The sequence below is a fragment of the Streptomyces sp. NBC_00012 genome (assembly GCF_045040875.1).
Classification (GTDB): domain Bacteria; phylum Actinomycetota; class Actinomycetes; order Streptomycetales; family Streptomycetaceae; genus Streptomyces.
This window is the reverse complement of record NZ_CP108310.1, coordinates 396,164-411,813: the sequence shown is the minus strand read 5'-3', so window position 1 is coordinate 411,813 and position 15,650 is coordinate 396,164. Positions and strand designations below refer to the sequence as shown.

General features: G+C 67.2%; 16 protein-coding genes, 1 pseudogene and 1 other annotated feature. Of the genes and pseudogenes, 9 read left to right on the top strand and 8 right to left on the bottom strand.

Annotated elements, in window-relative coordinates; genetic code table 11:
* Nucleotides 1–55 precede the first annotated feature (55 nt).
* Nucleotides 56–2,806 carry a hypothetical protein gene (locus OHA19_RS41160; protein WP_331754325.1) on the top strand — a complete coding sequence of 917 codons (2,751 nt, stop codon included), beginning with the start codon at nt 56–58 and terminating at the stop codon, nt 2,804–2,806.
* 545 nt (nt 2,807–3,351) lie between these two features.
* Here the strand turns inward: OHA19_RS41160 and OHA19_RS41155 are convergent.
* The 3 genes and pseudogenes from OHA19_RS41155 to OHA19_RS41145 form a co-directional block, all read right to left on the bottom strand.
* Nucleotides 3,352–3,525, bottom strand: a complete 174-nt coding sequence (locus OHA19_RS41155) for a hypothetical protein (RefSeq protein WP_331750075.1) — start codon at nt 3,523–3,525, stop codon at nt 3,352–3,354.
* Nucleotides 3,522–3,992, bottom strand: coding sequence for a hypothetical protein (locus tag OHA19_RS41150; RefSeq protein ID WP_331754322.1), 471 nt, complete (start codon nt 3,990–3,992; stop codon nt 3,522–3,524). Before OHA19_RS41150 ends, OHA19_RS41155 begins: the two co-directional genes overlap by 4 nt.
* 16 nt (nt 3,993–4,008) lie before the next feature.
* A pseudogene (locus OHA19_RS41145) lies at nt 4,009–4,209 on the bottom strand (helix-turn-helix domain-containing protein); the annotation flags it as partial.
* Nucleotides 4,210–4,343: 134 nt separating this feature from the next.
* Here OHA19_RS41145 and OHA19_RS41140 point away from each other — a divergent pair.
* Nucleotides 4,344–5,759, top strand: a complete 1,416-nt coding sequence (locus OHA19_RS41140) for a Tn3 family transposase (RefSeq protein WP_331754319.1) — start codon at nt 4,344–4,346, stop codon at nt 5,757–5,759.
* On the top strand, nt 5,716–5,994 hold the full coding sequence (locus tag OHA19_RS41135; RefSeq protein WP_331750082.1) for a Tn3 family transposase: 279 nt from the start codon (nt 5,716–5,718) through the stop codon (nt 5,992–5,994). The genes OHA19_RS41140 and OHA19_RS41135 overlap by 44 nt, the downstream gene beginning before the upstream one ends.
* Before the next feature lie 166 nt (nt 5,995–6,160).
* On the opposite strand, the gene OHA19_RS41130 is transcribed toward OHA19_RS41135, so the two are convergent.
* Nucleotides 6,161–6,313: a hypothetical protein gene (locus OHA19_RS41130; RefSeq protein WP_331750084.1), complete on the bottom strand. Its 153-nt coding sequence runs from the start codon at nt 6,311–6,313 to the stop codon at nt 6,161–6,163.
* Between OHA19_RS41130 and OHA19_RS41125 the strand changes: the two genes are divergently transcribed.
* The 5 genes from OHA19_RS41125 to OHA19_RS41105 all read left to right on the top strand — a co-directional run bounded on the left by OHA19_RS41125 (nt 6,312) and on the right by OHA19_RS41105 (nt 11,037).
* Nucleotides 6,312–7,286, top strand: a complete 975-nt coding sequence (locus tag OHA19_RS41125; RefSeq protein WP_331750087.1) for a hypothetical protein — start codon at nt 6,312–6,314, stop codon at nt 7,284–7,286. The two genes, OHA19_RS41130 and OHA19_RS41125, sit on opposite strands and share 2 nt — an antisense overlap.
* A 550-nt stretch (nt 7,287–7,836) precedes the next feature.
* Nucleotides 7,837–8,154: a transposase gene (locus OHA19_RS41120; protein WP_331750089.1), complete on the top strand. Its 318-nt coding sequence runs from the start codon at nt 7,837–7,839 to the stop codon at nt 8,152–8,154.
* Nucleotides 8,115–8,243, top strand: a sequence feature (AL1L pseudoknot). It overlaps the preceding gene by 40 nt.
* Nucleotides 8,151–9,635 (top strand): IS30 family transposase, encoded by a 1,485-nt coding sequence (locus OHA19_RS41115; RefSeq protein ID WP_405753457.1) that lies wholly within the window; start codon nt 8,151–8,153, stop codon nt 9,633–9,635. It overlaps the preceding feature by 93 nt. The genes OHA19_RS41120 and OHA19_RS41115 overlap by 4 nt, the downstream gene beginning before the upstream one ends.
* Nucleotides 9,619–9,939: an integrase core domain-containing protein gene (locus tag OHA19_RS41110; protein WP_331754313.1), complete on the top strand. Its 321-nt coding sequence runs from the start codon at nt 9,619–9,621 to the stop codon at nt 9,937–9,939. The genes OHA19_RS41115 and OHA19_RS41110 overlap by 17 nt, the downstream gene beginning before the upstream one ends.
* A gap of 735 nt (nt 9,940–10,674) precedes the next feature.
* Nucleotides 10,675–11,037: a hypothetical protein gene (locus tag OHA19_RS41105; protein ID WP_331750101.1), complete on the top strand. Its 363-nt coding sequence runs from the start codon at nt 10,675–10,677 to the stop codon at nt 11,035–11,037.
* A 327-nt stretch (nt 11,038–11,364) separates the two neighbouring features.
* Here OHA19_RS41105 and OHA19_RS41100 read toward each other — a convergent pair whose 3' ends face one another.
* The 4 genes from OHA19_RS41100 to OHA19_RS41085 all read right to left on the bottom strand — a co-directional run bounded on the left by OHA19_RS41100 (nt 11,365) and on the right by OHA19_RS41085 (nt 14,892).
* Nucleotides 11,365–13,374, bottom strand: coding sequence for a serine/threonine-protein kinase (locus OHA19_RS41100; protein WP_331750103.1), 2,010 nt, complete (start codon nt 13,372–13,374; stop codon nt 11,365–11,367).
* A gap of 248 nt (nt 13,375–13,622) precedes the next feature.
* The gene (locus OHA19_RS41095; RefSeq protein WP_405753532.1) at nt 13,623–14,126 is read right to left on the bottom strand and encodes an IS3 family transposase; all 504 of its coding nucleotides are present in this window, start codon (nt 14,124–14,126) and stop codon (nt 13,623–13,625) included.
* A gap of 4 nt (nt 14,127–14,130) precedes the next feature.
* Nucleotides 14,131–14,475, bottom strand: coding sequence for an IS3 family transposase (locus OHA19_RS41090; protein WP_331754306.1), 345 nt, complete (start codon nt 14,473–14,475; stop codon nt 14,131–14,133).
* A gap of 87 nt (nt 14,476–14,562) precedes the next feature.
* A complete protein-coding gene (locus tag OHA19_RS41085; RefSeq protein WP_331750114.1) occupies nt 14,563–14,892 on the bottom strand; it encodes a transposase in 330 nt (109 codons plus the stop codon).
* Nucleotides 14,893–14,961: 69 nt separating this feature from the next.
* On the opposite strand from OHA19_RS41085, the gene OHA19_RS41080 reads away from it, so the two are divergent.
* The gene (locus OHA19_RS41080; protein ID WP_331754303.1) at nt 14,962–15,231 is read left to right on the top strand and encodes a hypothetical protein; all 270 of its coding nucleotides are present in this window, start codon (nt 14,962–14,964) and stop codon (nt 15,229–15,231) included.
* The last annotated feature ends 419 nt before the right edge of the window (nt 15,232–15,650 follow it).

Here is a 15,650-nt window from a genome sequence, read left to right as displayed (position 1 = left end):
CCGACTGATTAAGTCCAGTCGCTGGTACTGGCGTTGGGGCGTCCTGGCGCTGGTCATGGTGCTCGTCGCCGGTCTGATGACCTTTGTGCTCTGGCCACGCGAGAAGACGCCCCCGCAGCTGGCCTCGGCGGCCACGAAGAGCCTGCGTGCCTGGCGCGGGGTCACCTATGCGGGGACCACGGTGAACGGCAACGGCGCGATCATCGGCTTCCGTCTGACGGTCGCCCGCGACGGCACTGCGTACGGAACCCTGAGCCGTGACTCGGGGGCATACGCGGAGCTCGCTGTGAGCCCCAAGCGAACCCTTCTGCGCGGCAACAGCCAGTGGTGGTTCGAGCACGAGCCGGGCAGCGCCGAAGCGCTGGCCAACACCTGGGTGGCCGACCCGCCGCAGGGGGTGATCGGCCTGGCCGAGCTGTCCCGGATGACTCCGACGGCGATCGCCGACGCCCTCTCGGGCAAGGGCACCGATGGTCCGTCCGGGCGGCCGTCCAGGTGGCGCCAGAGCGGGGCCACGTCGGTGAACGGCCGTCCGGCGAAGGTACTGACCGACGGCACCTTGCGCTTCGTGGTGAGTGCGTCCCCTCCGTACCAGCCGCTCTCGGTCAGCCTGCCGGGTTCCGCTGGATCTCAAGGAGCCAGCACACCCGAACCTGCGCCGGACGCCTCGGATGCGCGCACTGCCGTCTTCCGCTCCGGCCCGCAGGACGGTGCCGCACGGTCCGCGGGCCATGTGCAGTCCGCAGGTCACGTGCCGGCGGCGGCCGGTGAGCCCGCGCCCGCCCCTGCCCTGGCGTCCGCGGTCAGCGAGCCTGACGCGGCCCAGGTGCAGAGCACAACGGAGAACGTACGCCGGGTCGACACCTCGCAAGAGCAGGCCGAACCGCTGAGCCAACGTGTGGCGGCCCAGACGGACGTGGCCGTACAGCTCACGGCATCGTTCTGCAGCACTCCGAGCTGCCCGGCCACCGTGAACGTGACCAACCAGGGCACCGCTCCGGCCAGCGGCACGGTGATAGTGACCGTAGCCGGACAGACGCCCCTGAACAGTCCTGTTTCCGTGCCTCCCGGCGGGAACCGCACGCTGACGGCTACGGCGACGAATACGGCACCGCCCGGCCAGACGATCCCGGTGAGCTGGTCCGCGGTCTTCTACGAAGCGAGCGTCATGGGCGACGACCCGGCGCTCGTCAAAAGGCTGATGGGCCGCGGTTTCAAGCTCAATGAGCCACTGGGCGACCAGCGGGCCAACGACAGCAAGGGCAAGCCCGTCCTGCAGCTCCTCGACGCCATGACGGCCGACATCGGTCCGCGGACCAGCCCCGAGGTCCGCGAGAGCCGGCTCAGCAATGTCGGCAAGACGGTGGCCAATCTGAAGCAGCAGGGAGCGTTCGAGCCGTTCTACGACCTAGCCGTGAACACCGACAACCTGAGCGTTTCCGGCGAGAGCGGCATTGCCGAACTGGAAGCGAAGACAGCCCAGCTCTCCGTCTCCGACCGGCGGACGCTGCAGTATGCGAGCGATCTGGCGCGCGCGGGGAACAAGGTCGTCTGGGGCAATACCTACAAACCCGAGGGTTCCACGGACGGGTACAAGGCCGACCTCCAGAACCTGACTGGCAAACAGACCATCCAGCGCAAGGCCGTGTCCGGGGGCACGGACGCGGTCGTGAACGACTTCGCGGCGGCGATCAACGAACTCTCCGGTACCGGGGTGGTCCCGCCCGGCTTCGACAAGGTCGCCTGGATCGACATCGACCCGAACGCCTCCACCGTCCTGGCCGGCAGTGATCGGCAGGCACTGGCGAAGGAGTTCAAGAAGCTCAAGCTCGACAAGTACTGCAACGGCGCGGGCGGGCCCGCTTTCGACGCGGCCGTGTTCACCACCTATCCGCCCGGCCCGGACGGCACCCCGCAGCGTACGAACAGCGTGTTCACCTGCAACGAACTGCTGAGCAGTGCCGTCGACCCCCACAAGTACATCCAGGACGAGATGGTCTGGAAGGCCAACAACGACCCGGTCTGGTACTCCGACAACTACATCAGCGACGGCCGCCGACAGAGCATACACACCACGGAGAACGGCGTCGCGCTGCCGAAACTCGCCAAGGACAACGAAAACCACTGGATCTCCAAGGACAAGCTGCCCTCGGCCCCCGGCGCGAAGCTGTCCTCCGCGAAGTCCGTCGGCCCGGGCTCGCTCGGTGACAGAAAACGGGGCAGCCTGCTCAACAAGATCGCTGACCATCGCAAGACGTCGGTGGATCTCACCAACGCGGAGCGGAAGTTCCAGAAGAATAAGAGCGTGGCCAATGGGCAGACACGCGACAAGGCACTGAAGCACTACCGGAAAGAACTAGGCGTCACGCCCAACAACAGCTCCATACCCGAGCGGCTCGGCGAGAGCGCGGCACGCTATCACGTCATTCCGGAGGAATTCCCGGGAGCCCAGTGGATCCCCCTGCCCAAAACCCCCAATGGTGCCGATATGTTCGACCAGCTGTACCGGCTCAAGGACGGCACGCTGCTCATCGTCGAGGCCAAGGCGCCATCGAGCGACCCCGGCTGGCGTCAGGGGAAGGGCCGTCATAAGAACAAGATGGTCCAGCAGATGACCAGGGAGTACGTGGAGACGATCATCGAGGCGATGAAAGAGCGTGAGACGAAGTCCCCACGGGACGGCAAGCTGGCGCACGACCTGAAGGAGGCGCTGGACCACGGCAAGCTCCGCTACGTCCTCGTGAAGGCAAAGGATGGCGGCAGCTCCTACGCGGGTGCCACCCTGCAGGAAGGCGTCATCTACTAGCCCGGCGCTGCGGGCAAGCCCTGGCTGCAATGGCGCGGCGTGCCCCACGCGTTTCCCTCGCACTGCGCAACGTGGCCCCTCGTCGACGTGGACAAACTTCGACCCGGCTCGCCTCGGTTGCGTTCGGTCGGCAATTGGCTGGCCAGGCTTCCGGCGTCGGCGATTTCCCATGCTCCAGATGACCCCGCGTCGAGTTCTCGGCGAGCAGCCAGTCGACGTCGTCCGCGAAGAGCGCGACGAGCCGCTCGACGTCCCCGGCGATCCGGGCGGCGCACACATGGTCGATCGAGATCGACGAACATCACCCAGCGCTGTTTGCCGGTGACAGCGTCCCGGACCGCGATGATGTCCTCCCGGGTGACCTCTCGCAGGTGGTCGTAGCGGCTGGACCCCTCCAGCAGCACCGGCTGGATCTCTCCCAGGTAGGCCCATGCCATGTGCCGGGAACGGGGCTCAGATCGCGGACCAGAGTCGAGGAGAGTGCGAACCCAGGCCTCGACGGCGCGATGGATGCCCGGGGGCATCCCGCCGAGCTTGCGCTCCAGTCACTGGTCGACGGCAGGGGCCCGGTCGTCGACGAACAGGCCGAGGCGGTCGAGGACTTCCGCGGTCCGCACGAAGGGAAGCCCACGAATTCGCAGGACCGGGAAGAGGTCGGAGTACCGGATCGACTCACCTTCGCGGAAGCCGGACAGCACGATGACCAGAGCTCGGTTCACATCGCTGGTGATCCAGCGGCTCGGTGGAGTTCCCGGTCGAACCGGCGGAAGTCCCGAGTGGCAGTGAACAGCGTCAGTTGCCCTGACGTGGTGATCACGCGGTGTGGTTCGGGAGACGGTGGCGGCTTCAGCACACGCCGCCCGGCCTTACCGACCCGGGGCCCGCCGTTCTTGGGCCGCTGGAGGTTCGCGAAGAACAGCTGCTGGCAGGTCACCCGCCGTAGGTACGGCTCGATCACCGAAGCCTTGCCGCTGGCCTTGATCGCCCAGGTCGCCTGAGCCCGACAGAGGCGGCAGTAGCCGTACTTGTCATCGACCGGGACCTGTCGTCGGCAGCCGACGCACTCGCCGACGGCGTGTTGCTGACCGTAGGTATAGCAGCCGCGGCAGAACCGGCCGGGCAACTGCCCCCAGGCGAAACAGCCCGAGCAGGAGGCCGCCGACTTGTTCTCGCTGATCTTCCCCATGGTGTTGGTGACCAGGTCACATCGGCGGCAGGGAACGGCCGTCGCGACGCTTGGGCACGACGGCCGGGGCCACCATCGAGCCGGTCGTGGCCTCCTGGACTCCAGCCTGTAGATCCGGGCGGCTGACCTTCCCGGGCTCAGGAACCAGCAGATCGCCGATCTCGCAGCCGAGCACAACACAGATCACGTCCAGGTCCTCCAGCTTGAGGGAGACCGGAGGGGTATCGCCGAGGTGGGCCTAAAAGGGGCCATGGGATGATCTTGAAGCCCTGAGAGCCCCCGGCCCGTCACCCATTCGGCTCAGTGTCGTTGGTGGTGATGTTGACCGTCGTCTGGGGCCTGGGGTGGGTTGTGACCTCGAACGAACCGACTGCGTATCCGCGGTTCAAGCGGCTGATCACCGCGCACGAGCTGTATCTGTTCTTCTCGCCGACGCGCGATGAGCTTGCGTGGGTGTCCGATGCCACGGACTGCGATGAGCATCTGTTGGCCCTGCTGCTGATGCTGAAGTCGTATCAGCGCATGGGGTGCTTCCCGAAGCTGGAGGACGTCCCCGAGCAGGTGGTGGAGTTCGTCCGGCGTCAGGTGGAGCTGCCGGAGGGCACGCTGCCGGTGTACCAGGCGGAGAAGACCGCCAAGAACCACCGGGGCGTGATCCGCAAGCGCGTCGGCGTGCTCTATGACCAGGCGCAGGCCCGGCGGATCGCCGAGCAGTCGATCCGCAAGGAGGCGGCGGCGAAGAACCGCCCGGCGGACCTGATCAACATCGCGCTGGAGAAGGTGGTGGAGGCCGGGCTGGAGCTGCTGGCGTTCTCCACCTTCGACGCGATGGCCTCGAAGGTCCGCCGCGAGGTGAACACCGCGACCTGCGACGGCATCCACGGACGGATCAGCCCGGCGGAGCGGGCCGGCCTGCTGCGGCTGCTGGAGGAACGCGAAGCGGACGGCACGACGCTGTTCAACCGGCTGAAGAAGCCCGCGCAGGGGCCGAGCTGGTCGCACTTCAAGCGCCTGACCAGCCGCCTGGAGTGGGTGGACGGCCTTGGTGACACGGACGTGTGGATGGAGGGCGTGGCCTCGGGGAAGATCACCGACTTCGCCGGGGAGGCGGACGCCGCCGACGTGGCGGAGCTGCGGGACTACAAGTCGGTCAAGCGCCTCGCGCTGGTGGCTTGCTTGGTGCACAAGGCCCGGATGCGGGTGCGGGACGACCTGGCGACGATGTTCTGCAAGCGCGTCGCGACGGAGATCAAGAAGGCGAAGCAGGAGCTGGAGGAGATCCGGCTGGCCGAGCGGGAGATCGTCGAGGCCCTGATCGGCAACTACCGCACCGTGCTCAAGCTGCGCAACGCCGCTGCGGCGGCGGATGCCGGCTACCCCGACAACGAGGGCCTGGTTATCGACTGGGACCTGATCGAGTCCCAGTTCCGGCACCTGATGCGCGTGGCTGTCTCGGTGCGGGAGGGCGCGATCTCGTCGTCCGCGCTGCTCAAGCGCCTGCGGTCGGGGTCGAAGAAGAACGCCACCTACACCGCCTTCCGCGAGGTCGGCCGCGTGATCCGTACTGTGCAGCTGCTGCGCTATCTCTCGGATGCCCCGCTTCGGAGACGGGTGACGGCGGCGACGAACAAGGTGGAGTCATTCAACCGGTTCTCGCAGTGGATCGGGTTCGGCAACCGCGGGGTCATCGCCGACAACCGACCCGGTCGAGCAGGAGAAGGCGATGAAATTCAATGCCCCGCTCACGAACGCGGTGATTTTTCATAACGCCCTGGACATCGCCGAGATTGTCCGGCAGCTGCTGGAGGAGGGCTGGACGATCGAGCCGGAGGACTTGGCCCACATCTCCCCGTACCTGACCGAGCACATCAACCGGTTCGGCAAGTACTCCACGCACGAGCTGGGCATCCAGCCGCAGGCGTACGACCCGAAGCTGGACGTGGACTTCACCCCGCTGCGCGAGCAGGACCCGACTGCGGCCGGCTTCGGCCAAGCTGCCTGAATACCCGGAGGACCCGCGCCTGCCCGCTTAACAGTACTGATGCTGGATCAGCACCGCTGGCACCGCCGGACGCGGGCCCGGGTGCGCTGTGACGGCGCACCCGGGCCCGATCGTCCCCGGACGTGGGAGCCTGGTGGTGAGGCCGGTCAGTGTTGGCCGGCGTGGTTCACCGGACCCTCATCTTCCGGAGAACGGTGACAGCCACGGCGCCGGAGCAGACGAAAAGCACCGCGTGAACCCAGGGCGCCGCACCACCGCTGTCCGAGTCCGTCAGCGTGAGGGTGAACAGCACCGCGAAGACGGCCTTGGGGCTGCCCATGCTCGCAGCGGACAACGGCCTCGGACCGGTGCTCCTGGACCTCTGGGACACCGACATCGCACCCGCGCTGCTTCCCCTCTACAAGCAGTACGAACTGGACACTCCCGTGCTTCCTTCAATGATCAGCCCCGCGCCGGTCGCGTGGTTCTACCCGGCTCCCCCACCCTCGGCGCGCGCGGTTCGACGCACCGTCGCCGAATTCCGAACCACCCTGCCCAGGTGGCTGGACCGCTCTCTGTCCTCCCGTCCGCTTGTCTACGTGAGCCTGGGCACCTTGACCACCGCAATGACCGATCTGCGTACCGTCGTGGGGAGCGCATACCGGGAAATCATGGCCGCACTCTCCGCAATCGACTGCGACGCGATCGTGTCCGCGGGCAACCTCGCGGAGCACCTGCGGAGCACCGACCCCCGCATCAAGGTCGTCGAGCACGTCCCGCAACCCGCGCACCTGCGCCACGCCGACCTGTTCGTGACGCACGGCGGCCGGGCATCCCTGCTCGACGCGGTGCAAGGCACAACGCCCCTCTTGGTCATGGGCGTTCTCGCCGACCAGCCCGACAACGCCGCCGCGTTCCCCCGGCGTTGCCTCGGGCGCACGCTGGGTGCGGCGCCGTTTCTGTGCCGCCGACGGCCCGTTTGTCCAAATGGCGTGCCGCCGCCCGGCTGTGGCTGCCGCTCTTGGCCCTCGGGCAGTGGATCATCCGCTGCGGCCGGGGCGCGGGTCGGGCCACGCGGCCCGCAGCAGGGCGGTCTCGGACGGGGAGAGCGGGCGATGGCCAAGAGCGACGTCGTCCTGATCGAAAGCCCACTCCCCGTAGAGCAGGACAGCCATGCCGTGCTCGTTGTCGGTGCACACCGCCCAGCGCCCGATGTTGCTCTGAAGCGACCATTCGTAGTAGCGCAGGCCGCCCGAAGCGACCTGGCTGGACGTCATCCGGGCCCCATCCGGAGGGAGCAAGTCTTCCAATGAGCCGGCAGTCGAGGGCGGGATTCTGTCTGCGGCCTCGAGCAACTTCGTGAGCTTCTCCACTCGGACTCGCAACCAGGCATACCCGCTTCCCCGGGCGAGCACGGCAAGGGGCGTGCAAGCGGTCAGCGCACAGTTCCGCATCAACTCCGGATATTCGTCCAGCCCGTTCAGCGCGGCGAGAGCAGGCTCGAACAGCGCCCAGAACGGGGCTCGGCCATCGGCGAGGAAGGGCCCGTGCACCCTGACCACCCGCTCCTCGCCGGGCCGCGGCAGCGACTCCGCCCTGGGGAACAGCTCACGCGAGTCCAGCGGCAGGCTGCAAAGAGTGCCGTCCGCCCACTCCACACGCGCTGTGCCAGCCAGCGCGGCCCAGCGCGGCGCAGGACTCTCCGACCAGGCAGGTCGGGCGCGCCCCGAACACGTCGGGCACGGCACGGAGACAGTGATCGACATCTCGACATGATCGCAGATCACCCAACAAGCCGGAACCGTCTCTACTGAATCGCCCCGGGTTTGATGGAGATATCGAAGACCCGGAAGGACGCCGTTCATGGCTGCTCCTCGTAAGTACCCCGACGAACTGCGTGAACGCGCGACGCGTCTGGCGGTCGAGGCCCGCAAGGACCCGGCCGGCCGGGCCGGTGCGATCAGGCGCATCGCCGACCAGTTGGACGTGCATCCCGAGGCTCTGCGGGGGTGGGTCAAGCGGGCCGAGACCGACGAGGGCATCGTGCCCGGGACCACCAGCGCCGAGGCCGCCCGGATCGCCGAGCTGGAGCGGGAGGTGAAAGAACTGCGGCGGGCGAACGCGATATTGAAGTCCGCCTCGGCTTTCTTCGCCGCGGAGCTGGACCGTCCACTGCGATGAAGGTCGCCTACATCGACCAGCACAAGGATCTGTTCGGCGTCCAGCCGATCTGCGACGTCCTCGCCGAGACGGACGCGCCGATCGCGCCGAGCACCTACTACGCCGCCCACCACCGCCTGCCGTCGGCCCGCAGCCGGCGCGACGAAGAACTCACCGCGGAGATACGCCGCATCCACACCGACAACTACGGTGTCTACGGGGCCCGGAAAGTCCATGCCGCCCTGGTCCGCGAGAACTTCACGGTGGCCCGCTGCACGGTCGAACGCCTCATGCGCCGGGCCGGGCTGCGCGGGGTGATCCGGGCCAAGAGCCCGCGCACCACCCGCCCCGCTCCCGAGACCGACCGGCCCGCCGACCTGGTCGAGCGGCAGTTCACCGCCACACCGCCCCGAACCAGCTCTGGGTCGCGGACATCACCTACATCAAGACGTTCTCCGGCTGGGTCTATGCCGCCTTCGTCATCGACGTCTCGGGCGTCCATGGCGCAGTGGCATGCCGAGCGGCGGGCTCGGCGACCGAGGACGGCGAAGCTGGCCGTGAACGAGCGGCTGTGTGAGTACGTGCAGGACAGGCTCGCCGGGGTGACCCGAGCTCCGGACGGGAAGCCGGTTCCGGGGCCGGTAACGCCGCAGTGGAAGGGACGGAACAAGCCCCGGCGGCAGGACCGGCGGTGGGCGACGTCGTGGAGTCCGCAGCAGATCTCGCACCGGCTCAAGGCCGACTTCCCCGATGACGAGTCCATGCGCATCTCGCACGAGGCGATCTACCAGTCCCTCTACGTCCAGGGACGTGGCGCGCTCAAGCGTGAACTGGTCGCCTGCCTGCGCACCGGGCGTGCGCTGCGTGTCCCGCGAGCACGCTCCCGGCGGCGACCCGGCGGCCATGTCACGCCTGAGGTGATGATCAGCGAACGATCGGCCGAGGCCGAGGACCGCGCGGTTCCGGGGCACTGGGAGGGCGACCTGATCATCGGCCTGAACCGCTCGGCGATCGGCGCGCTCGTCGAGCGCACGACCAGGTTCACGATGCTGCTGCATCTGCCCCGGATGGATGGCTACGGCGTCGAACCACGTGTGAAGAACGGCCCGGCCCTGGCCGGCCGCGGCGCCGAGGCAGTCAAGGACGCGATCGCCGCCACGATCACCGCGCTGCCCGAGCGCTTGCGCCGCTCGCTGACCGGGGACCGCGGCAAAGAACTGGCCCAGCATGCCCAGCTCCGCATCGACACCGGGCTGCAGGTCTACTTCGCCGACCCGCACAGCCCCTGGCAACGGGGCACCAACGAGAACACGAACGGACTCCTTCGCCAGTACTTTCCGAAGGGCACCGACCTGTCGCGATGGGATACCGACGAACTCGCGGCTGTTGCTCTCGCACTCAACAACAGGCCCCGCAAGACCCTCGGTTGGAAGACACCCGCCGAAGCCCTCAACGAACATCTACTCTTGGTCCAAGAAGCCGGTGTTGCGACGACCACTTGAGCCCGGTGAGTACGTCTCCCGGCGGTTCAAGCGCGCCTGCCGGCGCCTGGGCGTAACGCAGTCCATGGGCCGGGCCGGGTCGTGTTTCGACAACGCCGTCAGCGAGGCGTTCAACAGCGTGCTCAAGGTCGCGTACGTCCACCGGCACACCTTCAACAGCCGCACTGAGGCCCGGCTGATGATCGCGACCTGGATCACCGGGTTCTACAACACGCATCGGCTACACAGCGTGTGCGGATACCGCAGCCCGATCGACTTCGAACAAAACCACCCGGCCGACTCCGCTCTGAAGCTGGCCGCATAGAAGATCTCCACGGTTCGAGGGGATTGACATCGTCCGCAGTCGGGACATGCGGCCGAAGCGGCTTGCGACCGCACAGCCAGTCGAACCTCCGTATCCGTGAGTGCCACTTCCTTGACCTGAACCCCGACACCTGGCAACAGAACGTCCGCGACGCGAACCCCACCCATCACACAAGATCGATGCCCAACTACCCCCAAAATAGCGACAGAGCCCGGAACCTGTGCCAGAACCACTACTCGTGAATAAAGCCAGTCTTCAGGCCCGGGCCGAACTCTTTTGTGAGGTGGTCTCGCAGGGGGTCGTTGTCGGCCAGGTTCTTGTTGGCGTGCGAGGTAGGGCACTCCATATTCGGGAGCTTGACGTCGTCGGTGCTGGGCGTTCTTGTGACAACGTCTTCTGTACAGGTCAAGGTCCTGCCCGTGCCTGCGCAGCGCTGGTGCTGTACGGTGCCGTCCCCGTCGCACTCGGGGCTGGAATGCAGCGGCTAGCACGCCGCCAGCAGCTGAACGAAAGACGTCTACACCCGATCGGCCACCTCAACAGACTTCAAGGTATTTCGGGCAGAACCGAAACCTTTGATTCCCCGAGCGATATGAGTTAGCTTCATTTTCGATACGAAGGGCGGTCAATTGATCGCCAGAGTGCTCTGCATTCTCGAGGTGTGGCTGGTTCACTCTGCGAAATCCTGGAGTCACGACCATATTCTCCGAGAAGTGCCATTCTAAGGGGAGAGAGATGAAGCGAATTGCTGCGGTCGCACTAGCGGTCGTTTCCATTGCCGCGGTGGGGGTTACGACCGCGAGCGCGGCCGACGTGGAAAGGAGTAAAAGCCTTCAGGGCGTGTGCGGCGACGACTACGACATCCAGACTTCCGGGGCGCGAGCCACAGCCTCCCTGTGGTGTTCCGACGGGAAGATCTACGTCGACGGCTGGGTCAAGGACACCGAGGCCGACGGACAGTGCGCCCAGGTCTACGGCAACGTTGGTTCCAAGGACTTCTCGTCGAAGGTATGCGGGAACGGGACCGACGAGGAGTTCCACTACTCGGGCAAGGGCTCGACCGCGCATATCTATCTACGAGAGTTCACCCCCGCGTAGAGCGGGCAGCAGCTCGCCCGCGGGCTCGCGTCACGCCGGACGAGGTGACCGCCGCTTACACGCCGGAACTGCGGGCCGCCAGTCTGTCAGCGGCCAGCCTGGGCCGGAACGTTGAGGGCGTCGACGGGCGGTCGCGGAGTACCGGCCGCTGGCAGGGACTCCGCGCAGCTTGCCAGCCCTGGAAGTTCAGTGGGCCCAAACCCACTCGGGTGTCATGCCATTCGTTATCAGGTCGGCAGTCAGCTTCCAGGGCCTGTGGCTTCAACTCGGCACACCACCCACACGCGGAGGGGACCGCTGCACGTTTCTGCGCGGCTCTTCAGGGACTCATGCGAGGTTCCAGAGCTGGATTTCGGGCGAGTCTCTCTTGCTTGTGGTGGCGAGGGTTGTGCCATCCGGGCTGAGCGCCAGCCAGTAGTGTGCGCTGTCGTCCAGGACGGAGGCACGCCCCGTGGCCACGTTCCATACCTTGAGCCCGTCCTTGCCGGCGCTGGCGAGTGACTTTCCGTCGGGGCGGAACGCCACGGAGTACACGATCTCCTCGGTGAGCGTGGTGGTACGGCCGGTAGTGGCGTCCCACAGCCAGATGCCGCCGGGGTCGGTATTGGCCGAGGCCTCGTAGTTGTAGCCGTCGCAGCTGGCGAGAGTCTTGCTGTCGGGACTGAACGCCACAGCGTTGGTGTAGGTCACGGAGTCGCGGAGGGCGGTGACGCGGTGGTTCGAGCGGTCCCAAAGGCGTACTCCGGACTCGCCGCTGGCAGCGATGGAGCGTCCGTCGGGGCTGAACGCCACGTGGAAGAAGGCCCCTTCATGCCTGCCGTCAAGGGCCGTGCCGACGGGACGACGGCCCGACAGGTCCCACAGCCGGATTTGGCCCTCGCCTCCCGTGTTGTAGTCCTGGCCGCTGACGGCGAGCGTCTTGCCGTCGGGGCTGAACGCCAGCGCGTTCGTCCAGGACCACGAATCGTCGTCGAAGTCCCACTCACGCTTGAGGGTGGCCTGGACTCGCCCCGTGGCCATGTTCCACAAGGTGACGCTGTCCGAACCGGCACTGCCAACGGCGAGGGTCTTGCCATTGGGGCTGAACGCCACCGCGTTCGGCAGGAAGTCCGACTCCCCGAGGGTCAGGGTGGAGAGCCGACGGGTCGCCGTGTCCCAGAGCTGGATGCAGCCGCTGTCCCCTTTGTCGCCCGATCCGTCGTCCGGCGTGTCTCTGTAGCTGGAAGCGGCGATTGTCCCGCCATCGGGACTGTACGCCGCCCCTACCACCGGGACCTTGCCGTTGAGTTCGCCTGCGGTGGGCCTCTTCGGTCCTGCTTTCTCCGGCGCTTTTCCCGAACCGCTCTGCTGTCCCGGGTCCTTCTTGTCCCTGGGCCAGAAGACCACTGCGGGGACGGCTACCGCGGCCGCCGCGACACCGCCGAGCAGGATGGCGCGCCGTCCCGGTCCGCGGCGCACGCCTGATTTCCGTGATTCCTGTGGGGCAAGCGGTTCCGTCGGTTCCGGGGCGGCTCCCGGTTCCGTGCGGGTATGCGGCGATGGTCCGGTGCGCCGCAGGATCTCGGCGATCTCCGGTCGATGCGCCGGTTCCTTGGCCAAGCATGCGGCGATCAGCTCGTGCAGTGGGTCGGCGAGGCCGTCCAGACGCGGTGGCTCCTCAAGGATCCGCCGTACGATCGCGGGAATGTTCGGGGCGTCGAAGGGACCATGACCGCTCGCGGCGAAGGCGAGCACACAGCCGAGCGAGAACACGTCGCTCCCCGGGCCCACGTCCTCTCCTCGCACCTGTTCCGGGGACATGAACGCGTATGTACCGATCGGTGCGCCCGTAACGGTCAGGGCGCTGGCGTTGCCGACCTGGGCGATGCCGAAGTCGATGATGCGCGGACCGTCGTCCGCCATAATCACGTTGCCGGGCTTCAGGTCCCGGTGGACGAGACCGCACGCGTGGATCGCGCCCAGACCTTCGGCCAGACCCGCGCCCAACTCGCGTACCGCCTGAGGGATGAGCGGAGTGCCGCCGTGCACCAAGTCCTGCAAGGAGGGACCGCTGATGTAGGCGGTCACCATCCATGGGGCCTCGGCATCCGGGTCGGCATCGATGACCTGCGCGGTGTGGAATCCGCCCACGCGCCGGGCGGCCTGCACCTCCAAGGCGAAGCGCTCCCGGAACTGGGGGTTGCGGGCATAGTCGGGACGGATCAGCTTGACCGCGACCTTGCGGCCGCCACCCGGGGAGAGTGCCAGGAACACCTGGCCCATGCCGCCTGCGCCCAGTCTGGCTTGCAGGCGGTACGGGCCGATCCGGCGGGGGTCGCCGGATTGCAGGGAGTCCATCCATACCGCCCATCACCGAGGAGATCAGTTGCTCGCATTGTGTCAAGCAGCATCGGTTTCGGGAGCAAAACAGCAACGGCCGATCTGACGACCAAGAGAAGGGCAGGGAACCGGCCATGCCGTCCCGGTCCGGGCCCCTGCATACCTGCCGGCCTGCCGTCGGGGGCCACGGGCATAGGCTTGAGTGACTGATGATCTTTCGGCGGGGGACCAAGTGACTGTCAATCCCCTCGAACCGTGGAGATCTTCTATGCGGCCAGCTTCAGAGCGGAGTCGGCCGGGTGGTTTTGTTCGTAGTCGATCGGGCTGCGGTATCCGCACACGCTGTGTAGCCGATGCGTGTTGTAGAACCCGGTGATCCAGGTCGCGATCATCAGCCGGGCCTCAGTGCGGCTGTTGAAGGTGTGCCGGTGGACGTACGCGACCTTGAGCACGCTGTTGAACGCCTCGCTGACGGCGTTGTCGAAACACGACCCGGCCCGGCCCATGGACTGCGTTACGCCCAGGCGCCGGCAGGCGCGCTTGAACCGCCGGGAGACGTACTCGCTGCCGCGGTCGCTATGAAAGATCACGCCCTTCACGTCGCCGCCGCGGGTGGCGGCGGCCATGTTGAGGGATGCGGCCACGAGCTCGGCATCGTGGCGCTCGCCCATCGCACAGCCCAGCAGCCGCCGGGAGAACAGATCGATGACCGTGGCCAGATACAGCTTGCCCTCCCCGGTGACGATCTCCGTCATGTCGCCCGCCCACACCTGGTCACGAGCGGTGGCGGTGAAGTCCCGGCGCACGAAGTCCGGCGCACGAAGTCCGGCGCACGAAGTCCGGGGCAGCGGCCCGCTTGCCGGGCCGGGTCAGGCCCCGTCGCCTGCAGGGCGTCCGTCCGGCCAGGCCGAGTTCGGCCATCAGCTTCGCGACAGTGTTCACCGACACGCGCCAGCCCTCCCGCACCAGCGTGATCCAGATCTCCGGGGAGCCGTAGGTACCGCCCGAGCCGTCGAAGATCCGCCGGACCGCGTCGGACAGCTGCCCTTTCCGCAGCCGGCGGGCGGTGACGGGCGGCCGGCGCCACTTGTAGAACCAGGACTCCGAGATCCCCAGCACGCGGCAGGCCAGACGGTTGGTGCGGGACGTGGTGCTCGGTCCTCTGGTTACCGATGAACGCGGCCACCTCGGCCGGTGCCTGTTCGGTCACTTCACCCAGAGGACCATGCATCGCTTGAGGACATCACGCTCCATCTCCAGCTCGCGTATCCGCTTGTTCTTCTCGCTCATCTCCCGCCGCAGCCGCTCCAGTTCGCCCCGCTCGCTCTCCCGCATCCGCCCGCCGGCGGCCTCCTGCGCGGGCCGATCGGAGGATGCCGACCCGTTTCGGCGCCAGCGCGGGACCCAGCTGTGCAGCGTGCCCGCGTGGACTCCGAGCTCGTCGGCGACCCGCGCGATCGGCTTCCCCGTCTCGATCACGATGCGTACAGCACCCTCACGGAACTCGGCGTCGTACACCCGTTTCTTGGACCCCATGACCTCAACTTCCCCTGCAACCACGGACTCAACGCTACGAGGGGAAGGTCACACTTCCGCTGCACGATCGTGGCCAACGAGACTCGCTCTACCGCCGTGCTGCGGGTCCACCTCGAAGGCCCGCCCGGCCTGCTGTCCCACGGCGCCATCGAGATCACCGCGTCCCTCCGCAACGACAACCCGCACCGGGGCGATGGACCCCGACTCGCAGGCACCGCCACTCCCGAAGAGGTACGCGCCCACATCTGGGGGCCATGGAAGTTCAGCGCGGACGGCCGCGACGACACCGGCCGGACGGTCGCCCCGCAGCAGCTGGCGATCGGCGAGTGGACGCGATAGGGCCTGACTCCCACCTCCCCGCCGCCGTGGTCGGCGAGCACCACGGACGATTGGCGCCGCGACTACGCGAACGAGCCGGTACGCCTGAGCACCGCCAGGCCGAAGGACAGCGAGTGGATCGTGCCGCTGGAAGTCCCGGCCACCATCGAGGGCGCTTCCTGACCACGGCAGGTCAGGAGTCGGTGATGTGGTCGAAGCCGCTCAGCATCGGCGTCAGCTCCTGAGTTATCTCGCTTTCTTGGCCTGTTATTGACCCGTCTTGCGAGGGTGTCGTCCTCGCAGGCCAGGACCACAGCCGAGGAGCTTCAGAAAGCAACAGGGCGTGGGCAGCGATGGGCGGTCACGGCAGCGACTGCGAGCGTGAGTAGCTGGGGTGTAGGACATCGCAGTGAGATGGATGGAGGGCGGTCCGGCGGCGG